This window comes from Methylophaga sp. OBS3, assembly GCF_026319325.1.
Classification (GTDB): domain Bacteria; phylum Pseudomonadota; class Gammaproteobacteria; order Nitrosococcales; family Methylophagaceae; genus Methylophaga.
In genome coordinates this window covers 312,771-333,685 of record NZ_JAPDMU010000003.1, presented here as the reverse complement: position 1 = coordinate 333,685, position 20,915 = coordinate 312,771, and the positions used below count along the sequence as shown (strand labels likewise).

The following is a 20,915-nucleotide window of genomic DNA, read 5'->3' as shown; positions in this document are numbered from 1 at the left end:
ATGCTAAAAATTTACAACACCTTATCTCGACAGAAAGAAACGTTTAAGCCTTTGCAAGAAGGCAAGGTCAATATGTATGTCTGTGGTATGACGGTGTATGACTTGTGTCATGTTGGACATGCGCGAGTGATGGTGGTGTTTGATGTTGTAACACGTTATCTCAGAGCATTAGGCTATGACGTGACGTATGTTCGTAACATCACCGATATCGATGACAAAATCATCAAACGAGCAGCGGAGAATGGCGAAACGATTCAGGATTTAACCGAGCGCTATATTGCGGAAATGCATCAAGATGCTGATGCGCTTGGTGTTTTGCGTCCGGATATTGAACCGAAAGCCACTGAGTCGATGCACGATATTCTCAGTATGATCGAAACCTTAATTGAAAAAGGTTTTGCTTACGCTGCGGATAACGGCGATGTTTATTACGACGTCAGTGAATTTAAAAGTTACGGTAAATTATCAGGCCGGCAAATTGATGAACTACGCGCTGGTGAACGCATTGCCGTCAATGAAGCAAAAACAGATCCATTAGATTTTGTGCTGTGGAAAGCGGCAAAGCCAGGTGAACCTGCTTGGGAGTCGCCTTGGGGGCAAGGCCGCCCTGGTTGGCATATTGAATGTTCCGCTATGTCGGCACATTGCCTCGGTGAACATTTTGATATTCATGGTGGCGGTATGGACTTACAGTTCCCGCATCATGAAAACGAAATTGCCCAGTCTGAAGGTGCACATGGTTGCAAAAGTGTTAACTATTGGATGCACAACGGTTTTGTTCGTATTGATGATGAAAAAATGTCTAAATCGTTAGGCAATTTTTTCACCGTCCGTGAAGTATTGGCCAAATATCCTGCTGAAGCTGTTCGTTTCTTTATCTTGTCAAGTCACTACCGTAGCCCACTTAACTACGCTGAAGATCAACTTGAGCAGGCTAAAACGGCGGTTACTCGTTTTTATCACGCACTTCGTGGTGTCGAAGCCCAAAGCAATGTTATATGGCAAAATGATGCGGAATTTGCCCCACGTTTTCGTGAGGCGATGGATGATGATTTTAATACAGCATTAGCCATTTCCGTATTAGGTGATCTGCGTCAGGCTTTAAATTTAGCGCGAGAAGCTAATGATGCCAGCAAGACTAGCTATTTGGCTGGACTATTAATTTCAATGGCGGGGGATTTAGGGCTACTTCAACAATCTCCCGAATCTTTCCTAACGCAAGGTGATGATGAAATTGATGCGGTCAAGATTGAGCAGTTGATTGCTGATCGCCATGCTGCACGTCAGGCAAAAGATTGGGCCAAAGCAGATGAAATTCGTGATGCTATTGCCGCTATGGGTGTAGTGCTCGAAGATGAGGCTGGTAAAACAATTTGGCGTCGCCAATAAATTATCCAACTAGCTCTTTGAGGAATACATATGGGCGCATCTGATAAAAATGTTGGGCTGGAAAAACAATCAAAAGCTGCAAAACGATTATCTAGTTATTTACCGACAGTGGGAATTTATCTGATTATCTTTTTGGGGCTTGTCTTGATTGGCACCGCATTTATGAGTTTTTATCATTTCCTTCAAGCTGCACCGCATATTTAAACCAAAAAAAACGCCGTTAAGGCGTTTTTTTTAATCATATTCAATTGCTATGAAGTAACTCTGCCGCGTGAAGTGTGTTTTCTAATAAAGTTGCTACCGTCATCGGACCCACACCACCAGGCACTGGCGTTATCCAAGCTGCTTTTTCAGCGGCTTTATCAAATTCGACGTCACCAGTCAGTTTGCCGTCTTCTAAACGATTAATGCCAACATCAATAATAATGGCACCTTCTTTAACCCAATCACCTGGAATAAAGTTAGGTTTACCTACGGCAACTACGAGAATATCCGCACGACGAACATGACTTTCTAAGTCTTTGGTCATTCGGTGACAAACGGTAGTAGTACAACCCGCTAACAGTAATTCCAGTGCCATTGGACGACCAACGATATTTGAGGCGCCAACCACAACAGCTTCCTGACCTTTGAGCTCAATACCTGTTTCTTTCAACATGGTAATGACGCCCCAAGGCGTGCATGGACGTAACATCGGAATGCGTTGAGCAAGTCTACCGATGTTATATGGGTGGAAGCCATCAACATCTTTGTGCGGGGCAATACGTTCAATCACTGTTTCTGAGGCAATATGGTCTGGTAAGGGTAACTGAACCAAAATACCGTCAATTTCATCATCAGCGTTTAGCGTATCGATTAAAGCGAGCAGGGCTGACTCGGAGGTATCCGCGGGTAAATCGTAAGAAACCGACTTAAAGCCAACCTCTTCACAGCTTTTGCGTTTGTTGCTGACATATACCTGTGAAGCCGGATTACTACCAATTAAAACTACTGCAAGGCCGGGTGCGCGCTTACCAGTTGCCAAACGCATCTGGGTTGCGGCTCTGATTTTTTGTTTTAAGTCAGCGGCAATGGCTTTACCGTCAATGATTTTTGCTGTCATGCTGAGATCCGGCCAAATAAAAACGACTATGATCGCATGTTGTGTAAGGCACGGCAAAAAATATCTAAGATTTGTTGACTCTGCAGAAGTGACAGCGTATTATTTCGCCTTCTTCGAGGATGTCTGTTCTTCGAAATGTCGGGGCATAGCGCAGTCTGGTAGCGCATCTGGTTTGGGACCAGAGGGTCGGGAGTTCGAATCTCTCTGCCCCGACCACTTTTCAGTTCACCTGTCTCCTCGACTAACCTACAATGCGCCTGTAGCTCATCCGGATAGAGCATCGGCCTTCTAAGCCGAGGGTAGCAGGTTCGAGTCCTGCCAGGCGTACCATTTCTTAAATGCTTTAAGTGGTAGTGTTCGCTAACTACTTTCGCCATTTTGGGATTTTACTTTCGCCATATCTCCGGTTTTGAGCAATTCTAGAGACTCTGTGTCCTCTCCCAAGTAGTCGCGTATGTATGCTCTAGTTTGAGCCTCTGTTGCATGTCCTAAGAACTTTCGAGTGGACTCGACACCCTCTTTTCTGTATCTCTGAGTGGCAGCGAAAGGTCTTATGTCTTTTAATTGCCATCTTCGCTTCATCTTGGTTTTGTCACGCGCTTTCTTCCACCAGTAGCGAATATTGCCAGTGAGTTGTAAAGCTTGGCCTTCGCTGTCGAATAGAAGTGGCGGGTCAATCAGCATAACTTTATTTATGCGTAGTAATTTTTTTCGCTTCTGGATGAGTGAACGAAGATCTTTGCCAATAGTAACGCGCTTGATGCGTTTAGTTTTACCCATACGGTATATCAACTCACCATCAATCTCATCGCTAAATTTCATGTCGATAGCTTCTTGGGGTCTAGCTCCAGTTAAATAGAGTAGATCCATCAGATCCTGAATGAAGGGTTCAGCAGATTCATGTACGGCCATGTACTCTCTGAAGGTGATGAGTATGTCTCTATGCTCATTTACCTTGTACTGGCGTATTGTGTTGGTGATCGGATTTTCAATTTGACACAAGTCGTGAAGTTTTGCCCAGTTAAACAAGACAGAAACAAATTTAATTTCTTTTTTTGCGCCAACTTGCGAGCTTCTCTGTTCATAATATTTTAAAAACCAATTTGATTTGAAGCTGTTTATATGCAGATGAGAAAAAGCTGGTGCTAATTGTGTCCAGTAATTTTTGCGATCTTTAATCGTGCGAGGGGATAGGTTTGATATGTGTACTTTTTCAGCCCAGACCATATATTGGTTGTAGATATCTCCAAGGGTATTAGTCGAAAACTCTTCTACTTTGATACCCTCAATTTCCCCCCATTTTTTCTTAGCTAAGGCGAAACTAGTGCCTAAGGGTTCTAGCTCTCTTTTACCGAACTCATCGCGAGGATGTTCGTAGTAATATGCAGTACTGACACCCTTACGTGTTTTCCATTCACGCTTGACCATGCGTGGAGGAAGTTCTGGATGCTTTGTTTTGGGCTTAGGCATCAAGACACTCGATCAAAGTATGGTTCGTTTGCAGTATCTAACTGAACCTCTTTGGGTATCACACCGGATAGTTTCGTTCGGGCATACCACCTGCCTATTATGACCCTGTTTTTTCGGTTGACGGTGAAATGCCATGCATTATCTTTTAGCCACTCAATTTGAGAATTGATGTGAGCCGTCCCTGTAAGCTCTCTGACCTCTTCTGAGGTAAGGAATTCATTTGTGATGTCATTGTTGGTCATAGTGCCCTCAACTAGACTTAATTAACCTGTTGATTACAGAATGACAGATATTCTAGTTATTGATAAGCAAATGGGTATTGTCGGGATAAATTTATCCCCACGTATTTCAACTCTATGATTACCCCAGCCGAAGCTGGGGTGTAATAGAAAAGTATTCAAAGTCTAGCGTGATTTTTATCTAAAGAATTTTTGCTACATCATATAAGCATCAAAAAGATAACTATCTGGTTTAACTAAAATTCCCAGGCAATACAGGGAACAATTTCAGATCCTAACCTTTCTGTGACTACGCCATGAGATTTTGGGTTTTCTAACAAATTAAGAGCAATTTTTTTAAAATTTGGGTTGAATGTTATTGGAGTTAATGGATGAAAAAGAGATCTAGATACTACGCTAGCTAAGTCAATATTATGAACTCTGTGAATGTAAAGCGTACCGTTGAGTTTTGAGTGCTCAAGTACTCCGTGTATGTGGTAAATGTAGCCGCATATATATTCTGGAAACCAATTAAGGTTTCGTAATAAGTGATGATCTATAGTCTCGGTTGGATCTATTTCTACAAGGTGAAGATGAAGTTCATTTTTTGAGAACTTAAATCTGTAGAAAATGTTGATTCCACATAGGTCGTCATAAAAGTGCCCATTAGTTCGTCTTGTGTATTCTTCGGAAGTGAGTTGCTTTAAGACAAACTCTATGTTGTCACCATAAAATTGGATAACACTATCTAGGTTATTGATAGTGTCACCGGACTCCCAAATCAATGATGACAAATGACCTATAGCTTTTGGTGGGAGCAGGTTTAAGTAGCCAGCCCTTAAGCACCCGATAACCGTAGCATCGAAAAAATCATTTTGTAGAAGTTTGGATTTATGACGTTCAGTTTGATACCAGTTCGATAAGTCGCTAGCAAGACTAATTAGATCAATGTGATCCATGTAGCACTCAGGTTTACGACTTGTAAATTTGTGTAGAGAAAAAGCTTCCCAAGAGTGATATCCGTGAGTCAATGCAATCAGGTTATGCACCGTGGAAGTCTTGATTCCTAACTTTTGTTTAAGAGATTTTGTTAGGCGTTTATAAGCAGATTTTTTATGCTGAAAGCTTATTTCAGAATTTATCACAGTAGACTCCAAAGTTTTTAATTTACAGGCCCATAAACTGCAAACTTTGGGTTTACAAAAAAGCGAAATTTGAAAAAATCATTGATGCGCTGCTATGAGCTTTGCTATGGGCTACTGGGCTGCGCGGCCACAAAATGAGAATAGCGTGTGCATTATATGAGTGCAACTATAATTGACGCATAGGCTGCGCAGTTCGTCCTTTCAGTAATATGTAAAAAACGGTCAAATTAATCATGATGATTCAAATATGAGTCAAAAGCATCATATCTGAAGGGAATTTACCAAATAGCCTTCAACAGTTGGTTGGTGCTGTGTAATCTGAACTTAGCATTAATCCGACAATCATGATCGTGACTTCAGGCATAAATGCGGAGCATGAACTGCCGAGATATTCCAAGGCAAAATAGAAAGCAGTTTGACCCATTAACACCCGTATTCTTCCGAAAAAAATCCGGAAGAATACGACAGGCGAGAGGGGGGGAAGCCCCCGTGTAGTGACCGAAAGTAGTGCGGAGCACTATTTAAGTGTCACGGAGCCTGTCAGGCCGAAGCGAATGCGGATGCATGAGCGGAGTGCCAACCTAAGGAAAGGGTAGGCTAAATGAAGAAAGAAAAGTCAGACAAAACAATTAAAGAATATGGAAAGCGAGCAGAGTTTTTTTACAGGGAATGGATGAGCGGCTTCGAGATAACACCGGCAAACTTGGTTAAGAGATTAGAGGCATACTCAGCAACAGTAACTAGGGGGACATGGCGGTTTATGCGTACTGCTTTGATACATGATCAATTCCAAAAAAACTTCTACAAGGCGGCCCGAAAACTGGAGCTTATGGAATACCCCTTAGCCATGAATGCATGCATCGAAAGTGACAGGGTGTTGTGGAAAGAAAGTCCCAATGGAAAACCAAAAAAAGGACGAGGGTACTGCAAGAAAATTAATCAGAAAGATGCACGAATGTTGCTGATGGCAGCAAAGCAAAAAGTAAGAAAAAAAGATGGCACAATACGTATGACAAGTTTGGAGACACATGCGGCTTTGATAGTGTGCAAGCTAACAGGATGTAGACCAATCGAGCTCATGGGGATCAGGGATATGGGGGAAGGAAGTTTCTTCATCAAAGGTGCAAAAAAAGATGATGTGATGTTACCCGGTGAGAACGGGAAAGTGTTCTCAACAAGAGGTTTAGACAGGCTCATCACAGTAGATGAAAAGAAAAAAGAAAATATGCAACGAGCGGTGAAAGTGCTTAATAAAATGGCACAGAATGGTAACAGTATTGAAAAAAATACTAAATTACTAGAAGACCGTGTTTACGAGCTCTCGAAAAAAGTATTTTTCAGACGCAAACTGCGACCGACCCTTTATACATTCAGAAACCAGTTAGCCAGTGAACTAAAGAAACTCCACAGAGATAGCCCGGACAGAATGACAGAAAAACAGATGTCTTTTTTGATGGGACATCAGTCAACGTTTTCAATATCAAAGTATGGCTCGGCAAGTTTTGCTTCAGGTGGAATATTCATAACGCCCGCGATTCCAGAGCATGAGATCAACAACATTGTTAGGGTAGCGACGTACAGATTCCCAAGGCCAACGAATTCATTTTCTCCTACCCTGAGGTAATGATTTAGGTTTACTGGTTTAATTCGGGTAACTGAAACTAAAGCTTCAGCCCCCAGCGGATAAAAGCTACTTAATTCAAAAGACTCTTTTTGGGGCCGTCAGGGTGGATAGTTTCATATGTTTCTAACTTTGAAGGCTGCGTGCCGCAGCATGAAATCAAGAAGCCGTATTAAATATCTGCCTACGCCCACTCGCATGCGCTCGTTGCATGTCGCTGCAGGTAAACCGCAGGCGACATTAATGAGCAAAAGCCCGGACGAGGGCGCCGTGCTTTTGGTTAATTTAAGAACAAGATTGATAGAGTAATTACCTTATGATGGAACTAATATCTAGTCCACTAAAAGCCTGCTATCTAAATTTTTATCCAGTTTATATTTCACATGCGAGATTGGGTTAAACAGTGGATGTTTGTATGGCCTGCAATAAATTCGCACGGATGGGGGGGATACGTCTCTGCACTGAGTAAAGCTCGTCGAACCTTAAATTGTAATAAAGGTTCACAAATGAACATTTAACAGATAAAATCACGAATAACAGTTCATATGTGAAACCAAATATGGCGACTAACAATCAAATTCTTGCACGGATCGGCGAGTCTCTTAGAGAGCATAGGCTGCATCGAGACTTTTCACAAAAACGTTTGGCTGAAAAGGCTGGTGTCTCACTGAGCACTATAAAGCGGTTGGAGTCAGGCCTAGGCTGTGACATGAGTAATTTTATCGATGTTATGCGTGGCCTTGGCAGGCTATCTGATTTAGAGCAGATCTTGCCTGAAATTACGCTAAAGCCTACAGAGCTTTTAAAACTTCGCCGTCAAGAGCAGGAAAACAAAAAACAGCGAGCAAGCAGGGATAAGTCATGAGTTTAGATCTCATCGAAGTTAAATTATGGGGCAAAACAGTTGGCGCGATCCAATGGGATAACCATGAGCGCATTGCTAACTTTAACTACGATGACGAATTTATCGCTTCAGGGCTGGAAGTCTCACCTTTCATGGCGCCACTTGATGAACGCATATATCGCGGTCGTCGTGAAGAAGCGTTTGCCGGATTACCTGAGTTTATTGCTGACTCACTACCGGATAAGTTTGGTAACGCTATCATTACTGCCTATTTTGATAAAAAAGGCATTACAGTACCGAACATGACGCCACTGGATAAGCTAGCTTATATCGGTGAGCGTGCAATGGGTGCCCTGACTTATGACCCAATGATTGATCACATGGACAAGCAAGAGCTGGACGCTATCAATCTGTCGGAATTGGTTTCAGCAGCCAGACAAGCCATTTCTGGAAACCTGCATAAAAATGACAAGCAGTCTGAGGAAGCGCTTAATAAAATGCTATCTGTTGGGATTTCAGCCGGTGGTGCAAGGGCTAAGGCTGTGATTAATTACAATCCTGAAACAGGCGAAATGAAGAGTGGCCAGTTCCCAGCTGAAGAAGGCTATGAGCCATGGCTCATCAAATTTGACGGTGTAGGAAAAGACAATGCGCTTGGCACAAGTGAAAATTATGGCCGTATCGAGTATGCCTATTATTTGATGGCAAGTGACGCTGGTGTTGATATGAGTCAATGCCAATTACTTGAAGAAAATGGGCGAGCCCATTTTATGACTAAGCGTTTCGATCGCACTGGTAAAGATTCAATTCATATGCAAAGTTTTTGCGCCATGAAAGGGCTCGACTTCAATATGAACAATCTTCACAGTTATGAGCAGTATTTCCATACTGTTCAAACTCTCACAGAGGATGCCTCTCAGCTTGAGCAGGCTATTAGACGTTGCTTTTTAAACATTGCTGCCAGAAATCAGGATGACCATACGAAAAACTTCAGCTTCTTAATGAATAAGCAAGGTGAGTGGTCAATTGCACCGGCATTCGATGTGATCTATGCCTTTAATCCAAATGATGGTTGGACATCAGCACATCAGATGAGCGTCAATGGTAAGTTCAAAGGTATTTCAGCCACTGACTTAATTACAGCGACATCAGACTTCCTGTCTCATTCTGAGGCAGTCAAGATTTTGGAAGAAGTGTTAGGCACGGTTGATAAATGGATGAGCTATGCTGATAGAGCGGGTTTATCAGGGAAGCATGCCTCCCTGATACAAGAGAATCATCGATCTAATAAATTCGGGAAGAAGTTTAACTACTGATCCTTTTTGAAAAAGACATAGTTTGACTTTGGTAACATTGACCATCTGTCGTTAGCCAGCATCATGTGCTGAAGATATAAACTAAACTGATGGTGAAGCTAAAGCATACTATGGGCATTTATATGTAACGAATAAGGTTTTAACTAATCTGCGTTTTTTTGTTCTCGGCCGTAGCTTCGAGTCTTAGCGGCCAGCTGCTTTAGCACAGTGTTTACACAATACCTCGATCCAACCAATGCCATTGGCTATGCCTGGCTCCCCACAGGTTTCACAGATTGAGCCAGATTTATCCTCATATTGCTCGATTACATTATCCATTGCCATATCAATATCATCGATAATGACCTTCATCGAACCTTTGCTGGGTTCGATGCTATAAAGCCTCGGCTCTTTACAATACTGCTTCTTAACGTCATGCGCCATTGGCTCAAGAAGATCCATCATTTCACTAATAAGCTGGTACCAGCCATCACCACAAAAGATATTTGGTAGCTTGTCACCTTTGCAAAGTAGTGGTGCTTTCAATTTAATTCGAGCTTTTAGATTGTTTTTCATTAGAGGGAAACCACCTTATCAGCTTGAAAATCTCCTACTGATGGAATGGCTTCTGGATACTCTTTTTGGTTGCTTAATAACCGGCATTTGCCGATTTTTGTATCTAGGTTTGAGTGTGTATGGCCATAAACCCATAGATCTGCCTTTTCAACCAAATCATCTAGATCTGAAAAGAAGCAGCTGCTGATTGCATTAATGCCATGCGCTGGATGAACGCAGTTAAGACTTGGGCCGTGATGTGTCACAACAACCGTTTGGCCATCAAAGCCATCTGTAAGTTTTACTTTAAGCCATGAAACGGTTTTTTTATGAATAGCCAAGGCATCCTCTGGCCTGAACTTATAGAGTGATCCGAACCTGATGAGCCTGTAATCATCAAGAATCGCCACCTTTTGCATGTTTTGATACTGGTCGTGCTGGCCGGTGGCCATGTAATCACTCCAAAGTGTAGCACCTAAAAACCGAACACCATTGAGCAAGACCTCTTCTTGCTCTAAGAAGTAAACGTTGTCTCCTGCAGCTGCGCGCATGGCCATTACATTCGTGTAATAGTCTTCTTTGTAGTGTTCGTGATTACCAGCCACGTAGATAATGGGCTTTTGAAGCCTTGCTGCCTCTGTATTTGCCCATTCAACGCCTTTGGTACCAAGATTGATATCACCGGCCAATACGATGACATCAGCATCTGTCGCAGGGATGCTGAATGTGTTTTTAATCATCTCCATATGGAGATCTGACAATGGCTGGATGTTCATTATGTTTTTATGCTCGGCTTTTGTATTCGTTAACTGCAAACTTCAGAGTTTCGCTGACACTCGCGGCTTGCTTAATTACCGAACTATGAAATGGATGCAATGATATGAATCAGTAACCGCCGGTTTAACTGCCGGTACCGTTATGCTTTTCGCCCCTGATTAGTTGATATCAAATCAGAGAAAATGAGAGTTGTAAAATAATAGGCTTTTTTGTGCAGTATCTACTATAACCTTCTGTAATAATTGGGTATTTTTACGGGTGGCCGATTTTTCTGTGCGCAAGTTTACTAATGTCTGAGTGACTAATCGCTAGCTGTATAGTAAGTCGATATCTATTAATCAATCATGGGCTAGTCTAAATGATGAGCTGGGGAGATCCTTTTTAGGTTAGAACTAAATGTTGTACTCAAGCATAGCGACTTTTCCCCATTGGCTAGATTTAAATCGTTTGGAGACCAAAGTATATAAATGGCGAAATTAAAGACGCTATGAAAAGGTTAACTAAGGCAATCGCGAAAAAGTATTTATCCAATCGTAGACCGGTAAAATAATAAGCTATGGCGCACGATCCAATATATGCAATTAAAATCCTACCTATTTGGTCAAAGCCTGAGTGCTGCTGCGTATAGAACATGGGGGGATCAGTGGTAAAGCTATTATGGTTGTGAGAGTAACCATTATTAAGAATTTATTGTTCTTGACTAAAGGAAGTTCTTTAAATTTTTTGAACATACTTTCAAGTCCTTAAACTATACAAATCAAGCTCAAGAATCAGATTTATCATGACCAGATCCTAAAAGTGTATTCCTCTTATCAAGTTTATATGCACACTTGCTAGCAATACAAATAACAATAAACAAACTAGCGTTGTAAGCGAGAGTGTTTATATTCGACCTTGTTGTGATATTTATTGAAACTAGAGCTAGAGCAATAAATCCTAGAAGAATAAATCATCGAGCCATTCAATAGGGTTATTGGGCAAATAATCATCTTCAGAGTGCATGAATAATAAGGCTAAGCATTATCTATCTCCCTTGTTTTCATTAAACACAAGATTGTCACAATTCATCAAATAGGGGCAAACTACTTGTAAATGAGAATCCAACTTAAATGCAAAACCCCATATATGGAGGTTTTAGGTGCTTAGTGTTTTAGAAGAATGAAGATGAAATTTGAATAAACCTACCAAGAGTGAAGTATGTAAGAGTATGAGGAATCAGGATGTAATTTATCCGGTTGTTGATTTGTTTGCGGGGCCGGGAGGTTTGGGAGAGGGATTTTCTGAGCTCTACAACTCAAATAATACCCGAGTTTTTCAATCTGTAGCATCCATCGAGCGTGACGATTTTGCGCATCAGACACTGCTTTTGAGGCATTTCTATAAATCTTTTCCAAGGCACGAAGTTACAGAAGACTATTACTCTTACCTTGAGGGCAGAATAGAAAAAGTTGAATTAATAGCGCGCAATAAAATGAATTGGGAGCACGCAAAGAATACAGCGCTAAAAATTTCTTTGGGTGAAGAATCTCACAATGAAGTCCGAAACATCATCAAGAAGGGGCTCAACTCCGCAAAAAAATGGGCACTTATAGGTGGCCCTCCATGTCAGGCATATTCTCTAGTCGGTCGTTCAAGGATGATGGGTAATCCTGAGTTTGAAGATGACGAAAGACATTTTTTATATAAGGAATACCTGAAAATTATTATTGACCACAAGCCGCCTGTATTTGTAATGGAAAATGTAAAAGGTCTACTGTCTGCAAAGGTATGTGGAGAGTTTGTAGTTGACAAAATCGTGCAAGATCTTAGGAGCCCTGTAAAGGCTATAGAAAAAAACAAAAGTGGTTTGAGATATAAACTCTATTCACTGTCTCAGGCAGGTGAGGTAATTGATGAGATAGAACCAAAGTCATTTATTGTTAAAGCTGAGGATTATGGTGTGCCTCAAGCAAGGCATCGTATGTTTATTCTTGGAATACGTGCTGATATAGAGGTTGTGCCAAGAACACTCACAAAGTCAAAAGCTCCCAGTGTAGAACAGGTGATCGGAAGTTTGCCTAGGATCAGAAGCGGTATATCAAGGCGAAAGGACTCCTTGGAAGAATGGAGGAAAGCTTTAATTACTATAAAAAGTACACCATGGAGACTTTCTGAAAAGAAAGAGCATAGCCTTATAAAGGCAGAAATTAAAAAAGCTTTGATTGAAATAGAGGGCTCGGAATTAGAAAATCATTCGAATGACTATAAGCCTCCACATGTGATGCGAACATGGTATTCCGATGATCGGCTCAGGGTAGTCACCGGGCACCAAGCTAGATCACATATGGTCAGTGATTTGCATCGCTATTTGTATGCATCATCGCATGCGAATGCACTCAATATATCCCCCAAGCTTAATGATTTTCCTGAAGAGCTTCTCCCTGCACACAAGAACGTAAAAGAGGGATGTGAAGGGAAAATGTTTTCTGATCGTTTTAGAGTTCAGCTCAGGTCGCGAGTCAGTACCACGATTACATCCCACATATCAAAGGATGGTCACTACTTTATCCACTATGATCCAGCACAGTGCAGGAGTTTGAGTGTGCGTGAGGCGGCTAGGCTACAGACTTTTCCCGATAACTACCACTTTGAGGGGCCTAGAACGGCTCAGTACCATCAGGTAGGTAATGCCGTGCCCCCATATCTTGCAGTACAAATTGCGTCGATTGTTAAAGACATCCTTGAGCAAATACCAAGTAATAAACTTTAGTTAATCTAACCGAGGAAAACTTAGCGGAAAAATATCATAGCCCATGGATTTGGAGACTAAGCAAATTATCACTAAAACCATTGAATTCGGATTTTAATCTTTTTAAAGGAACTAAATTGATGGCGAGAGAATATAACCTACCGCCAAGTGCTTCATCCTTATCAGAGTCAATGCGTGATCTGGGGTATTCACTTGCCACAGCTATAGCAGACATCATTGATAACAGTATTACAGCAGGCTCTACAGAAGTAGAGGTTTTTTGTAACCTCACAGGTGACAGCCCGACATTGGTTATCCTAGATAACGGAGCAGGGATGTCCGAAGATGATCTCCTTAAAGCCATGAAACATGGTTCTGCAAACCCCAAGCAGATTAGAGAACCTAATGATCTTGGTAGATTTGGGCTGGGGCTTAAAACAGCATCATTCTCGCAATGTCGAAACCTTGCGGTCGTAAGCTCGTATGGCTCATCTCTGAGCGGCGCTGAATGGGATTTGGATTACGTCAGTAAAAAAGATGAATGGTGTTTATCGATATTAGATCATGAAGACATCGCTGAAATTCCCTATGTGGAGCGCTTAGGTGAATCCGGCACTGCAGTTGTCTGGAGGAAGCTGGATAGACTGTTTGAAGATCAATACGGCAGTAAAAGAGACGAAATAGTCTTTGAAAAGCTGGATCTTGTAGATCGCCATCTTTCTTTGGTTTTTCATCGATTTCTTGCTGGAGAAGTAAAGCCGCATCCTAAGCTGTCGATCCGTATAAATGGCCATGAAATTGAGCCCTTTGATCCATTTTGTCGAAAAAACAAAGCCACGCAGGTATTGCCAGAAGAGATAGTCAGAGTGGATGGAAAAGAGGTCAATATTCAGCCCTATATTCTGCCGCACCACAGTAAGCTTAGCGCTGAAGAATATGATTATTATGAAGATCGCAGCAGCTTCATTTCAAATCAGGGAGCCTACATCTACAGAAATGGCAGGCTGATGGCTTGGGGAGACTGGTTCAGACTGGTTCCCAAAGGTGAGGCCACGAAACTGGCACGCGTGCAGATTGACTTTCCTAATGCTCTAGATGAAAGCTGGACTATTGATATCAAGAAGTCTCGCGCCAGGCCTCCGCAAGAGGTCAGGGAACGGCTCAGGCAAGTCATCTCAAGAATAACCGGTACCAGTACCAGAATTCATCGTGGCAGAGGCCAAAAGCTGTTCCAAGAGAGCCAGGCGCCCATGTGGGAGCGTTATGCTGATAAGGGTAGGGTGAGGTTTGAGTTGAATATGTCTCACCCTTTATTGATATCTTTGGAAGATATGATGACTAGAGCACAGAGTAAGTGTATGAAAACTTACTTGGCTGCTGTAGTGGAATCTCTACCGGTTGAGATGATTTATTCTGATTATTCTACGGCTCCTAGGAGTGTAAATCAGATTGGAGAGCTAGAAGAGATTGCTGTTCTTGATAAAGTGAAAGAAATTTCTGAAGCTCTTTTTGAGGATAAGGTTTTTGATCTGAATATTTTAAAGGAAGTGGTGTTCTCGATTCCTATGTTTCAGCCATACAAGAGCTTGATAGAACAGTATATGACAAGGGAGTTGGATGGAAATTAATAATCAAGCTACAGAAAAGAATTTTTTAGTTGCGTTGGTAACGTCGGCTAAAAATAAATGGCCAGATGATGTTCCTACTAGAGAGCAGCTTACAGATTTAGCTCAGATGTTAAGTTCAATCACGAATTATGATGGTGATATTGGAGCAGCGGTAAAAAAAGTTCTTTACAACATTGATACAAAAATGGATTTGGGAGTTTCACTTGTTGATCCTCAGGCTGAGCACGACGACGAGTGGGTTGAAAAAATCGCTGATGAAAACTGGGTGTATTCAAATGCGTATGAAAAGCATTTGCTTCTTAATGAATGGGCTCCTGATGTTGTAAATACAATACATGAGGATACCAAAAGTATTCTGGGCCACCTTCAAAACCCAAAGGATGATGCACCGCAATGGGATCGAAGAGGCTTGGTAATTGGTCATGTCCAGTCAGGTAAAACGGCTAACTATTTGGGCTTGGTGGCCAAGGCTGCTGATGCAGGTTATAGATTTATCCTCATAATAGCGGGGATACATGAGAACTTGAGAAGGCAAACTCAAGAAAGAGTTGATGAGGGGTTCTCTGGCACTACAGTGACGAAAGACGGACGATCTCCAGTTGGGGTCGGTTTGGACAATGCTAATTATCCATCTCCGGCATGTCTCACAAATACAATATCGGATTTTAAGAAAACTACAGCCGCACAAAATTGGCGCCTTGCAGATCACAATAAACCTATTGTCTTAGTTATCAAAAAGAATGTCCGGACTTTGGAGTCTCTCTACACTTGGTTGAAGGAGCTCAATGCCAATAATGCCGGAACAATCTCTGATTTACCTATGTTGATGATAGATGATGAGGCTGACAATGCGTCAATAAACACGAAGAAAGAAGATGTTGACCCCACGAAAACGAATAGAAAAATCAGGGAAATTCTAGGGCTTTTTGATAAGCGCTGTTATGTGGGATACACGGCAACTCCATATGCCAACATACTCATAAATCCAGATGCATATGGTGATGAAAAGTTAAGAAAAGAGCTTTTTCCGAAGGATTTTATATCCTGCCTTGACGCTCCAAATACATATTTCGGACCAAGGAAAGTATTTTTAGATGACGAGGTATCTCAGAAGGTACTTCAAACGATTAAAGACGCAGAGAATTATATCCCATTAAAACATAAAAAATATGAAGATATAGTGGCTTTGCCTCCGTCATTGGAGAAGGCTGTATGTCAGTTCGTTTTGGCTAAGGCTATAAGAATAAAGCGAGGGCAGGGAAATAAGCATTGCTCCATGCTTATAAATGTATCCAGATTTGTGGATATTCAAAAACGAGTTAAATCTCTAGTGGGTTTGTATTTAAAAAGGCTTAGAGATGCCATTAAAGCTAATTACGCTATGCCAGATGGGGCGGCTGAAAGTAGCGAGTATATGAGGTTTTTAAAGGATGTTTTTGATGAAGAATATTCAAATAGTGAGTTTACATGGGACGTTGTGAAAAATGAGCTATTCCTTGCGGTCGATTCGGTGAAGACATTTGTCGTAAATAGTGACAAAAAGAAGTCAGATGAAATCCTTGATTACAAAAAATATGAGAAATCTGGATCTGGGTTGACCGCTATAGCTATTGGAGGGTTGAGTCTTTCGAGGGGGTTAACTATTGAGGGTTTATGTATTAGCTATATGTACCGGAATACAAGGATGTATGACACCTTAATGCAAATGGGAAGATGGTTTGGATATCGTTTCGGATTCGAGGACCTTTGTCGAATTCATCTTCCGCAGGACTCTATTGATTGGTACTCACATATAGCAGGATCTACAGAAAATCTACGGCAGCAGATAACGGAAATGCGAGCTGACAATCTCAGTCCCTTGCAGTTTGGATTGTATGTTCAATCGCATGAAGAAGGGCTTATGGTTACGGCTGCGAATAAAATGAGAAATGGCGAGAAAGTGACGCTTAACCAGAACTACAGTGGAGACCTGAAAGAGAGTTATTTACTGCCTTTTGATGAGAGTATTAACAGTGAAAATAGAGAGCTTATAAAATCATACTGGGATTCGAGATTTGATAATAATGATCTTGAGCCAACAAAAAAAGGCTGGATTATAAAAGATGTTTCTACATTCAAAGTTATAGAGTTTTTGAGGGGTTTTAGAGTTCACGAAAGCCTTATCATGAAGTACTGGGCAATATCCTATTTAGAAAAAGTGTCAGAAAAGTATGAAAAATCTGATGTTCTTTTTATCTCTAATAATAATGAACAGCCATCCACTAAAAGTATTTTAGGTGCTCAGATGAGGGATAAGGGTGTAAAAAACGGTGATAATTTTTGGCGTTTAAGTAGGTACAGAGTTGCCAGTAGAGGAGATGAAAAACTGGGGTTGAGTGATGATCAGTTGGAGGCAGCAAGAGCATCAGTAAAATCCTCTGAAACACTTTCTGATCATCATTTTAGGAAGCAACGAAATAAACCTCTGCTGATGATTCATCTTATTAACGTGAGGGGGGAAGATAATACTGGTCAGGATTTCGTTCCTGCATATGGCATAAGCTTTCCATTTGGTGATTATTCGAGAGGTGTAGAAGTTGTTGCCAACAAGGTCTGGCTAGACCAGTTTTATGGAGAAATAGACGATCTTCCTGATGATGAGGAGGACGATTATGAAGTCTGAGGCGTTGCCATGGGATACAATCAAAATACCTAGTGACGATATTAGTGTGCGACTGATCGACAATGGCGAGAAATTGCCCTTATATTGGGGGAAGGATTCCTCAGGCCGCTGTATGTTCATGGTGGAGTTTTGCTCTGATGTATCTGTTTTCTATAATCAAAATAACGTCTCTATTCATGGAATTAAGATAGATCTTAGAGTATTGAAGACAACAGGTAACCAAGGACTGATGTTGGTTCTTGAAAAGCATATAGATCAAGATATTTTTTATAGTCTTTGTGAAACTCTTATCAACGTTTTGTCAGACGTTTCTGATCCCAGTGTTGGGATTTCCGTTGCTCTATCTCAAATAAAGCGCTGGAAGGCGTTTATGGCCGGAAAGAAAGGCCGGATTTTAAGCGTCGAAGAAGTCAGGGGACTTTTTAGTGAGCTGACATTTATGCAGCAAATGCTAAAGGAGTCTAGTACAGAATTAGACGCTCTTGATGCATGGCAAGGCCCTGAATCCTCTCATCAGGATTACATTTTTTCTAATACGGCAGTTGAGGTGAAGTCGATATCGGGCCGTGAAAGAAACACGGTGAAGATATCTTCAGAAGATCAACTCGAAAGCATAAATAATAATCTGTTTTTGAAGGTGTTCAGGCTTATAGATATGCCTGAATCTAAACAATCCTTATCTCTAAATGAGCTGGTGGCACATGTTGCTGGTATTTTGAAAGACGCAGATGCAATTGAGCTGTTTGACGGAAAACTTGCACTTGCTGGTTATGTTGAGCTTAGAGCTTACGATAAACCTAGGTTCATGGTTGCGGACGAGCAGACCTACAGGGTTGAAGAGGGTTTTCCAAGGGTGGTCAGGTCTGGCCTTCCTGAGGGGCTTGCCAGAGTCAGCTATGAGATAAAGCTGGAGAGTATTAAAGACTATATGTGCGCTGACAAGGAAGTGTGGGGGGAGTTAAATGGAGCAAACTATTCAAGAGTTTTTTCATGACTTTAAGCAGGAGCTGTTAGCCGGTGCAGAGGCCAGTTGCAGCTTTCAGCTTTCAGAGTTTGTTGAAACCATCGCAAATGAGTTGATCGATACCGGATTTCTGGAGGGTTTTGAGCTGTGCCATTACAGAGCTCAGCGAGGGATGCGGGTTGACGGCTACTGGTTCAACGATGAGGGTGCGCTCGATCTGTTTATAGCAGACTTTGATTGTCGGGAAACTTTGGAATCTCTTACTAAAACTGAAGTTGACAGCGCCTTCAAAAGGCTAAGTAATTTTTTTGAGGCGAGTAAGAATAAAGAGCTGTTCCGAGACCTTGAAGAAACAGCTCCTGATTACGGGTTATCTCGTCAAATTTATGATCGAGGTCGCTCAATCAGAAAAGTCAATTTTTTCCTGATTTCAGAGAGAGCTTTGAGTGGTCGAATTAGTTCTCTTGAGGATGATGTTGTCGGTAATACGAACGCGTCATATCACATCTGGGATATCTCAAGACTTCAACGACAAAGAAGCTCAAGAGGCCATAAAGAGATACTGGATATCAACTTTCCGGATCTGTACGGAAGCGGAATTTCCTGTCTTCCTGCTCATTTGGGTTCTGATGCATATCAATCCTATTTAATAGTTATTCCTGCGGTAATCCTGTCCTCGCTATACGAAAGGTATGGTGCAAGGCTTTTAGAGCAGAATGTGCGCTGTTTTTTGCAGGCAAGGGGGAATGTGAACAAGGGCATCCGAGCGACGATCATGAATGAGCCACAAATGTTCTTTGCTTATAACAACGGTATTACTGCCACTGCGCAAGAGGTTGAGGTTCGTAAAGGCGAGCAGGGGCTTGAGCTCGTTCGTATGAAGGATCTTCAGATCGTTAACGGCGGTCAGACGACAGCATCCATTTTTCATACTAACCGCAAAGACAAAGCTTCTTTGGAAGGTATCTTTGTGCAGATGAAACTGTCGGTGATCGACAGCGAAAAAAGCGAGGATGTTGTGCCGAGAATATCCGAGTATGCGAACACGCAAAATAGGGTGAATGCGGCAGACTTCTTTTCGAACCATCCATTCCATATCAGGATGGAAGAATTTTCACGGCGTATATGGGCGCCCGCTCAACAAGGCGCTCAGAGAGAAACGAAGTGGTTCTATGAACGTGCGCGGGGACAGTATGCAGATGCCCAAAGCAAATTGACGCTAGGTGAGAAGAAAAGGTTCCAGGCCGAAAATCCCAAGCCCCAAATGTTTACGAAAACTGACCTCGCAAAGTTTGAAAATGTATGGGATGAAAATCCGAGGTTTGTGAATCTTGGGGCACAAAAGAACTTTGCTCAATATGCAAGGCGCATAGGAGGCGAATGGGAAAAATCCTCAGAGGCATTCAGCGAGTTTTACTATAAGAGAGCAATAGCCAGAGCAATAATATTTCGTAAGACTGAAAAGCTGGTCTCAGCTCAGCCGTGGTATAACGGAGGATACAGAGCTAATGTAGTCGCTTATACCCTCGCCCTTCTCGGGTTCTATGCATCTCAGAAAAACAAGTCGATAGACTTTTTGCGTACCTGGAATTCTCAGTCTATATCCTCAGAGCTTGAAAGGGCGCTGGAAATTACCTCAGAACTGGTTCATGAGGACATCATTCAGCCGCAACAAGGTATTTCTAATGTGACGGAATGGTGTAAAAAAGAAGGATGCTGGCAAAGGCTTAAAGAGAGAGTAACGGACCTGGATGAGGCTCTCCCTTCAGAGTTCAAGGATAACCTTGTTTCAAAAGATGCTGTCAAAAATGAAAAGAAAGAAGCAAGGAAGGTTCAAAAAATCGATGACGGGATTGAAGCACAGAGAAAAGTTCTTGAGATATCAGGCTCACAGTGGCACACCTTATTGCAAAAATGTTCTCAGAGAGAAATACTGACTGAAAAAGAGGCTAGCATAATGAAGCTGGCTTCTCAGATTCCAAATAAAATACCCTCAGAAAAACAGAGTATTGTTCTTATGAATGTTTTAAATAAAGCAGTACAAGAGGGTATTAAGATTAGTGGGTAAGTTTTTAATAAACCTTAAAAATGGCCTGTTCTACCTAAAGTTAAGTTTGGTAAAGAGGCTCCAGAAGAGATTGTTGTTGATAGAGCTGAAATACCTGAACTCCGTAATAGAGAGGTTAACAACCAAGATTGATTCAGCCTGATGGACTTCAATGCTTAACCCCTCCTAGTGAAGAATAAAGTCATTTCAAACTCTTCAGTTAAAAGTTTTTGGTAGCGGCTGTCATTTTCTGAAGTGACTGTATGTGTATGGTGGCTGTATCTGCAGTTTGTTTATCACCACAGAGGTCTAAGAGTCTTGCCTCTTATGTCCCCTTCGGCTATTTCATGTGTCCTGAAGCCTCTTGCTTTAAGGTTTGACCCAAGGTTGGTGTCGATAGCTATAAAGAGAAATATGATGTTTTCTCTTTGACCACACAGTGAGCTATTTATAATTCTGCTTTTCTAAAC

The 20,915-nt window shown here is 41.7% G+C and carries 16 protein-coding genes and 2 tRNA genes; 12 read left to right on the top strand and 6 right to left on the bottom strand.

Translation table 11 applies throughout. The features are described 5' to 3' along the window. Together cysS and OMP94_RS08345 are read left to right on the top strand one after the other, a co-directional pair. On the top strand, positions 1–1,389 hold the full coding sequence (gene cysS / locus OMP94_RS08350; RefSeq protein WP_266277826.1) for a cysteine--tRNA ligase: 1,389 nt from the start codon (positions 1–3) through the stop codon (positions 1,387–1,389). A gap of 30 nt (positions 1,390–1,419) precedes the next feature. Further along, positions 1,420–1,593, top strand: coding sequence for a hypothetical protein (locus OMP94_RS08345; RefSeq protein WP_266277825.1), 174 nt, complete (start codon positions 1,420–1,422; stop codon positions 1,591–1,593). A gap of 40 nt (positions 1,594–1,633) precedes the next feature. On the opposite strand, the gene folD is transcribed toward OMP94_RS08345, so the two are convergent. Then, a complete protein-coding gene (folD, locus tag OMP94_RS08340) occupies positions 1,634–2,491 on the bottom strand; it encodes a bifunctional methylenetetrahydrofolate dehydrogenase/methenyltetrahydrofolate cyclohydrolase FolD (RefSeq protein WP_266277824.1) in 858 nt (285 codons plus the stop codon). A gap of 139 nt (positions 2,492–2,630) precedes the next feature. On the opposite strand from folD, the gene OMP94_RS08335 reads away from it, so the two are divergent. Further along, positions 2,631–2,707 (top strand) — tRNA-Pro (locus OMP94_RS08335). Positions 2,708–2,744: 37 nt separating this feature from the next. Next, a tRNA-Arg gene (locus OMP94_RS08330) sits at positions 2,745–2,821 on the top strand. 30 nt (positions 2,822–2,851) lie between these two features. On the opposite strand, the gene OMP94_RS08325 is transcribed toward OMP94_RS08330, so the two are convergent. The 3 genes from OMP94_RS08325 to OMP94_RS08320 all read right to left on the bottom strand — a co-directional run bounded on the left by OMP94_RS08325 (position 2,852) and on the right by OMP94_RS08320 (position 5,324). Further along, positions 2,852–3,961, bottom strand: a complete 1,110-nt coding sequence (locus OMP94_RS08325) for a tyrosine-type recombinase/integrase (protein WP_266277823.1) — start codon at positions 3,959–3,961, stop codon at positions 2,852–2,854. Further along, positions 3,961–4,203 (bottom strand): DUF4224 domain-containing protein, encoded by a 243-nt coding sequence (locus OMP94_RS11325; protein ID WP_416240452.1) that lies wholly within the window; start codon positions 4,201–4,203, stop codon positions 3,961–3,963. Before OMP94_RS11325 ends, OMP94_RS08325 begins: the two co-directional genes overlap by 1 nt. A gap of 233 nt (positions 4,204–4,436) precedes the next feature. Further along, a complete protein-coding gene (locus OMP94_RS08320) occupies positions 4,437–5,324 on the bottom strand; it encodes a hypothetical protein (RefSeq protein WP_266277822.1) in 888 nt (295 codons plus the stop codon). Positions 5,325–5,925: 601 nt separating this feature from the next. Between OMP94_RS08320 and OMP94_RS08315 the strand changes: the two genes are divergently transcribed. From OMP94_RS08315 to OMP94_RS08305, 3 genes are all read left to right on the top strand, one after another. Continuing rightward, on the top strand, positions 5,926–6,948 hold the full coding sequence (locus OMP94_RS08315; RefSeq protein ID WP_266277821.1) for a hypothetical protein: 1,023 nt from the start codon (positions 5,926–5,928) through the stop codon (positions 6,946–6,948). 556 nt (positions 6,949–7,504) lie between these two features. Further along, positions 7,505–7,810 carry a helix-turn-helix domain-containing protein gene (locus OMP94_RS08310; RefSeq protein WP_266277820.1) on the top strand — a complete coding sequence of 102 codons (306 nt, stop codon included), beginning with the start codon at positions 7,505–7,507 and terminating at the stop codon, positions 7,808–7,810. Then, entirely contained in the window at positions 7,807–9,105 is a 1,299-nt protein-coding gene (locus OMP94_RS08305; protein WP_266277819.1) for a type II toxin-antitoxin system HipA family toxin, read from the top strand. Before OMP94_RS08310 ends, OMP94_RS08305 begins: the two co-directional genes overlap by 4 nt. 183 nt (positions 9,106–9,288) lie before the next feature. Here the strand turns inward: OMP94_RS08305 and OMP94_RS08300 are convergent, their stop codons facing one another. Beyond that, positions 9,289–9,660 carry a hypothetical protein gene (locus OMP94_RS08300; protein WP_266277818.1) on the bottom strand — a complete coding sequence of 124 codons (372 nt, stop codon included), beginning with the start codon at positions 9,658–9,660 and terminating at the stop codon, positions 9,289–9,291. Beyond that, entirely contained in the window at positions 9,660–10,415 is a 756-nt protein-coding gene (locus OMP94_RS08295; RefSeq protein ID WP_266277817.1) for a metallophosphoesterase, read from the bottom strand. Before OMP94_RS08295 ends, OMP94_RS08300 begins: the two co-directional genes overlap by 1 nt. 1,172 nt (positions 10,416–11,587) lie before the next feature. Here OMP94_RS08295 and OMP94_RS08290 point away from each other — a divergent pair. From OMP94_RS08290 to OMP94_RS08270, 5 genes are all read left to right on the top strand, one after another. Next, positions 11,588–13,165: a DNA cytosine methyltransferase gene (locus tag OMP94_RS08290; RefSeq protein ID WP_266277816.1), complete on the top strand. Its 1,578-nt coding sequence runs from the start codon at positions 11,588–11,590 to the stop codon at positions 13,163–13,165. 119 nt (positions 13,166–13,284) lie between these two features. Next, a complete protein-coding gene (locus OMP94_RS08285; RefSeq protein WP_266277815.1) occupies positions 13,285–14,772 on the top strand; it encodes an ATP-binding protein in 1,488 nt (495 codons plus the stop codon). Then, positions 14,762–17,434 carry a Z1 domain-containing protein gene (locus OMP94_RS08280; protein WP_266277814.1) on the top strand — a complete coding sequence of 891 codons (2,673 nt, stop codon included), beginning with the start codon at positions 14,762–14,764 and terminating at the stop codon, positions 17,432–17,434. The genes OMP94_RS08285 and OMP94_RS08280 overlap by 11 nt, the downstream gene beginning before the upstream one ends. Then, positions 17,424–18,428, top strand: coding sequence for a PD-(D/E)XK motif protein (locus OMP94_RS08275; RefSeq protein ID WP_266277813.1), 1,005 nt, complete (start codon positions 17,424–17,426; stop codon positions 18,426–18,428). Before OMP94_RS08280 ends, OMP94_RS08275 begins: the two co-directional genes overlap by 11 nt. After that, positions 18,397–20,466, top strand: coding sequence for an AIPR family protein (locus OMP94_RS08270; protein ID WP_266277812.1), 2,070 nt, complete (start codon positions 18,397–18,399; stop codon positions 20,464–20,466). The genes OMP94_RS08275 and OMP94_RS08270 overlap by 32 nt, the downstream gene beginning before the upstream one ends. Positions 20,467–20,915: the final 449 nt, after the last annotated feature.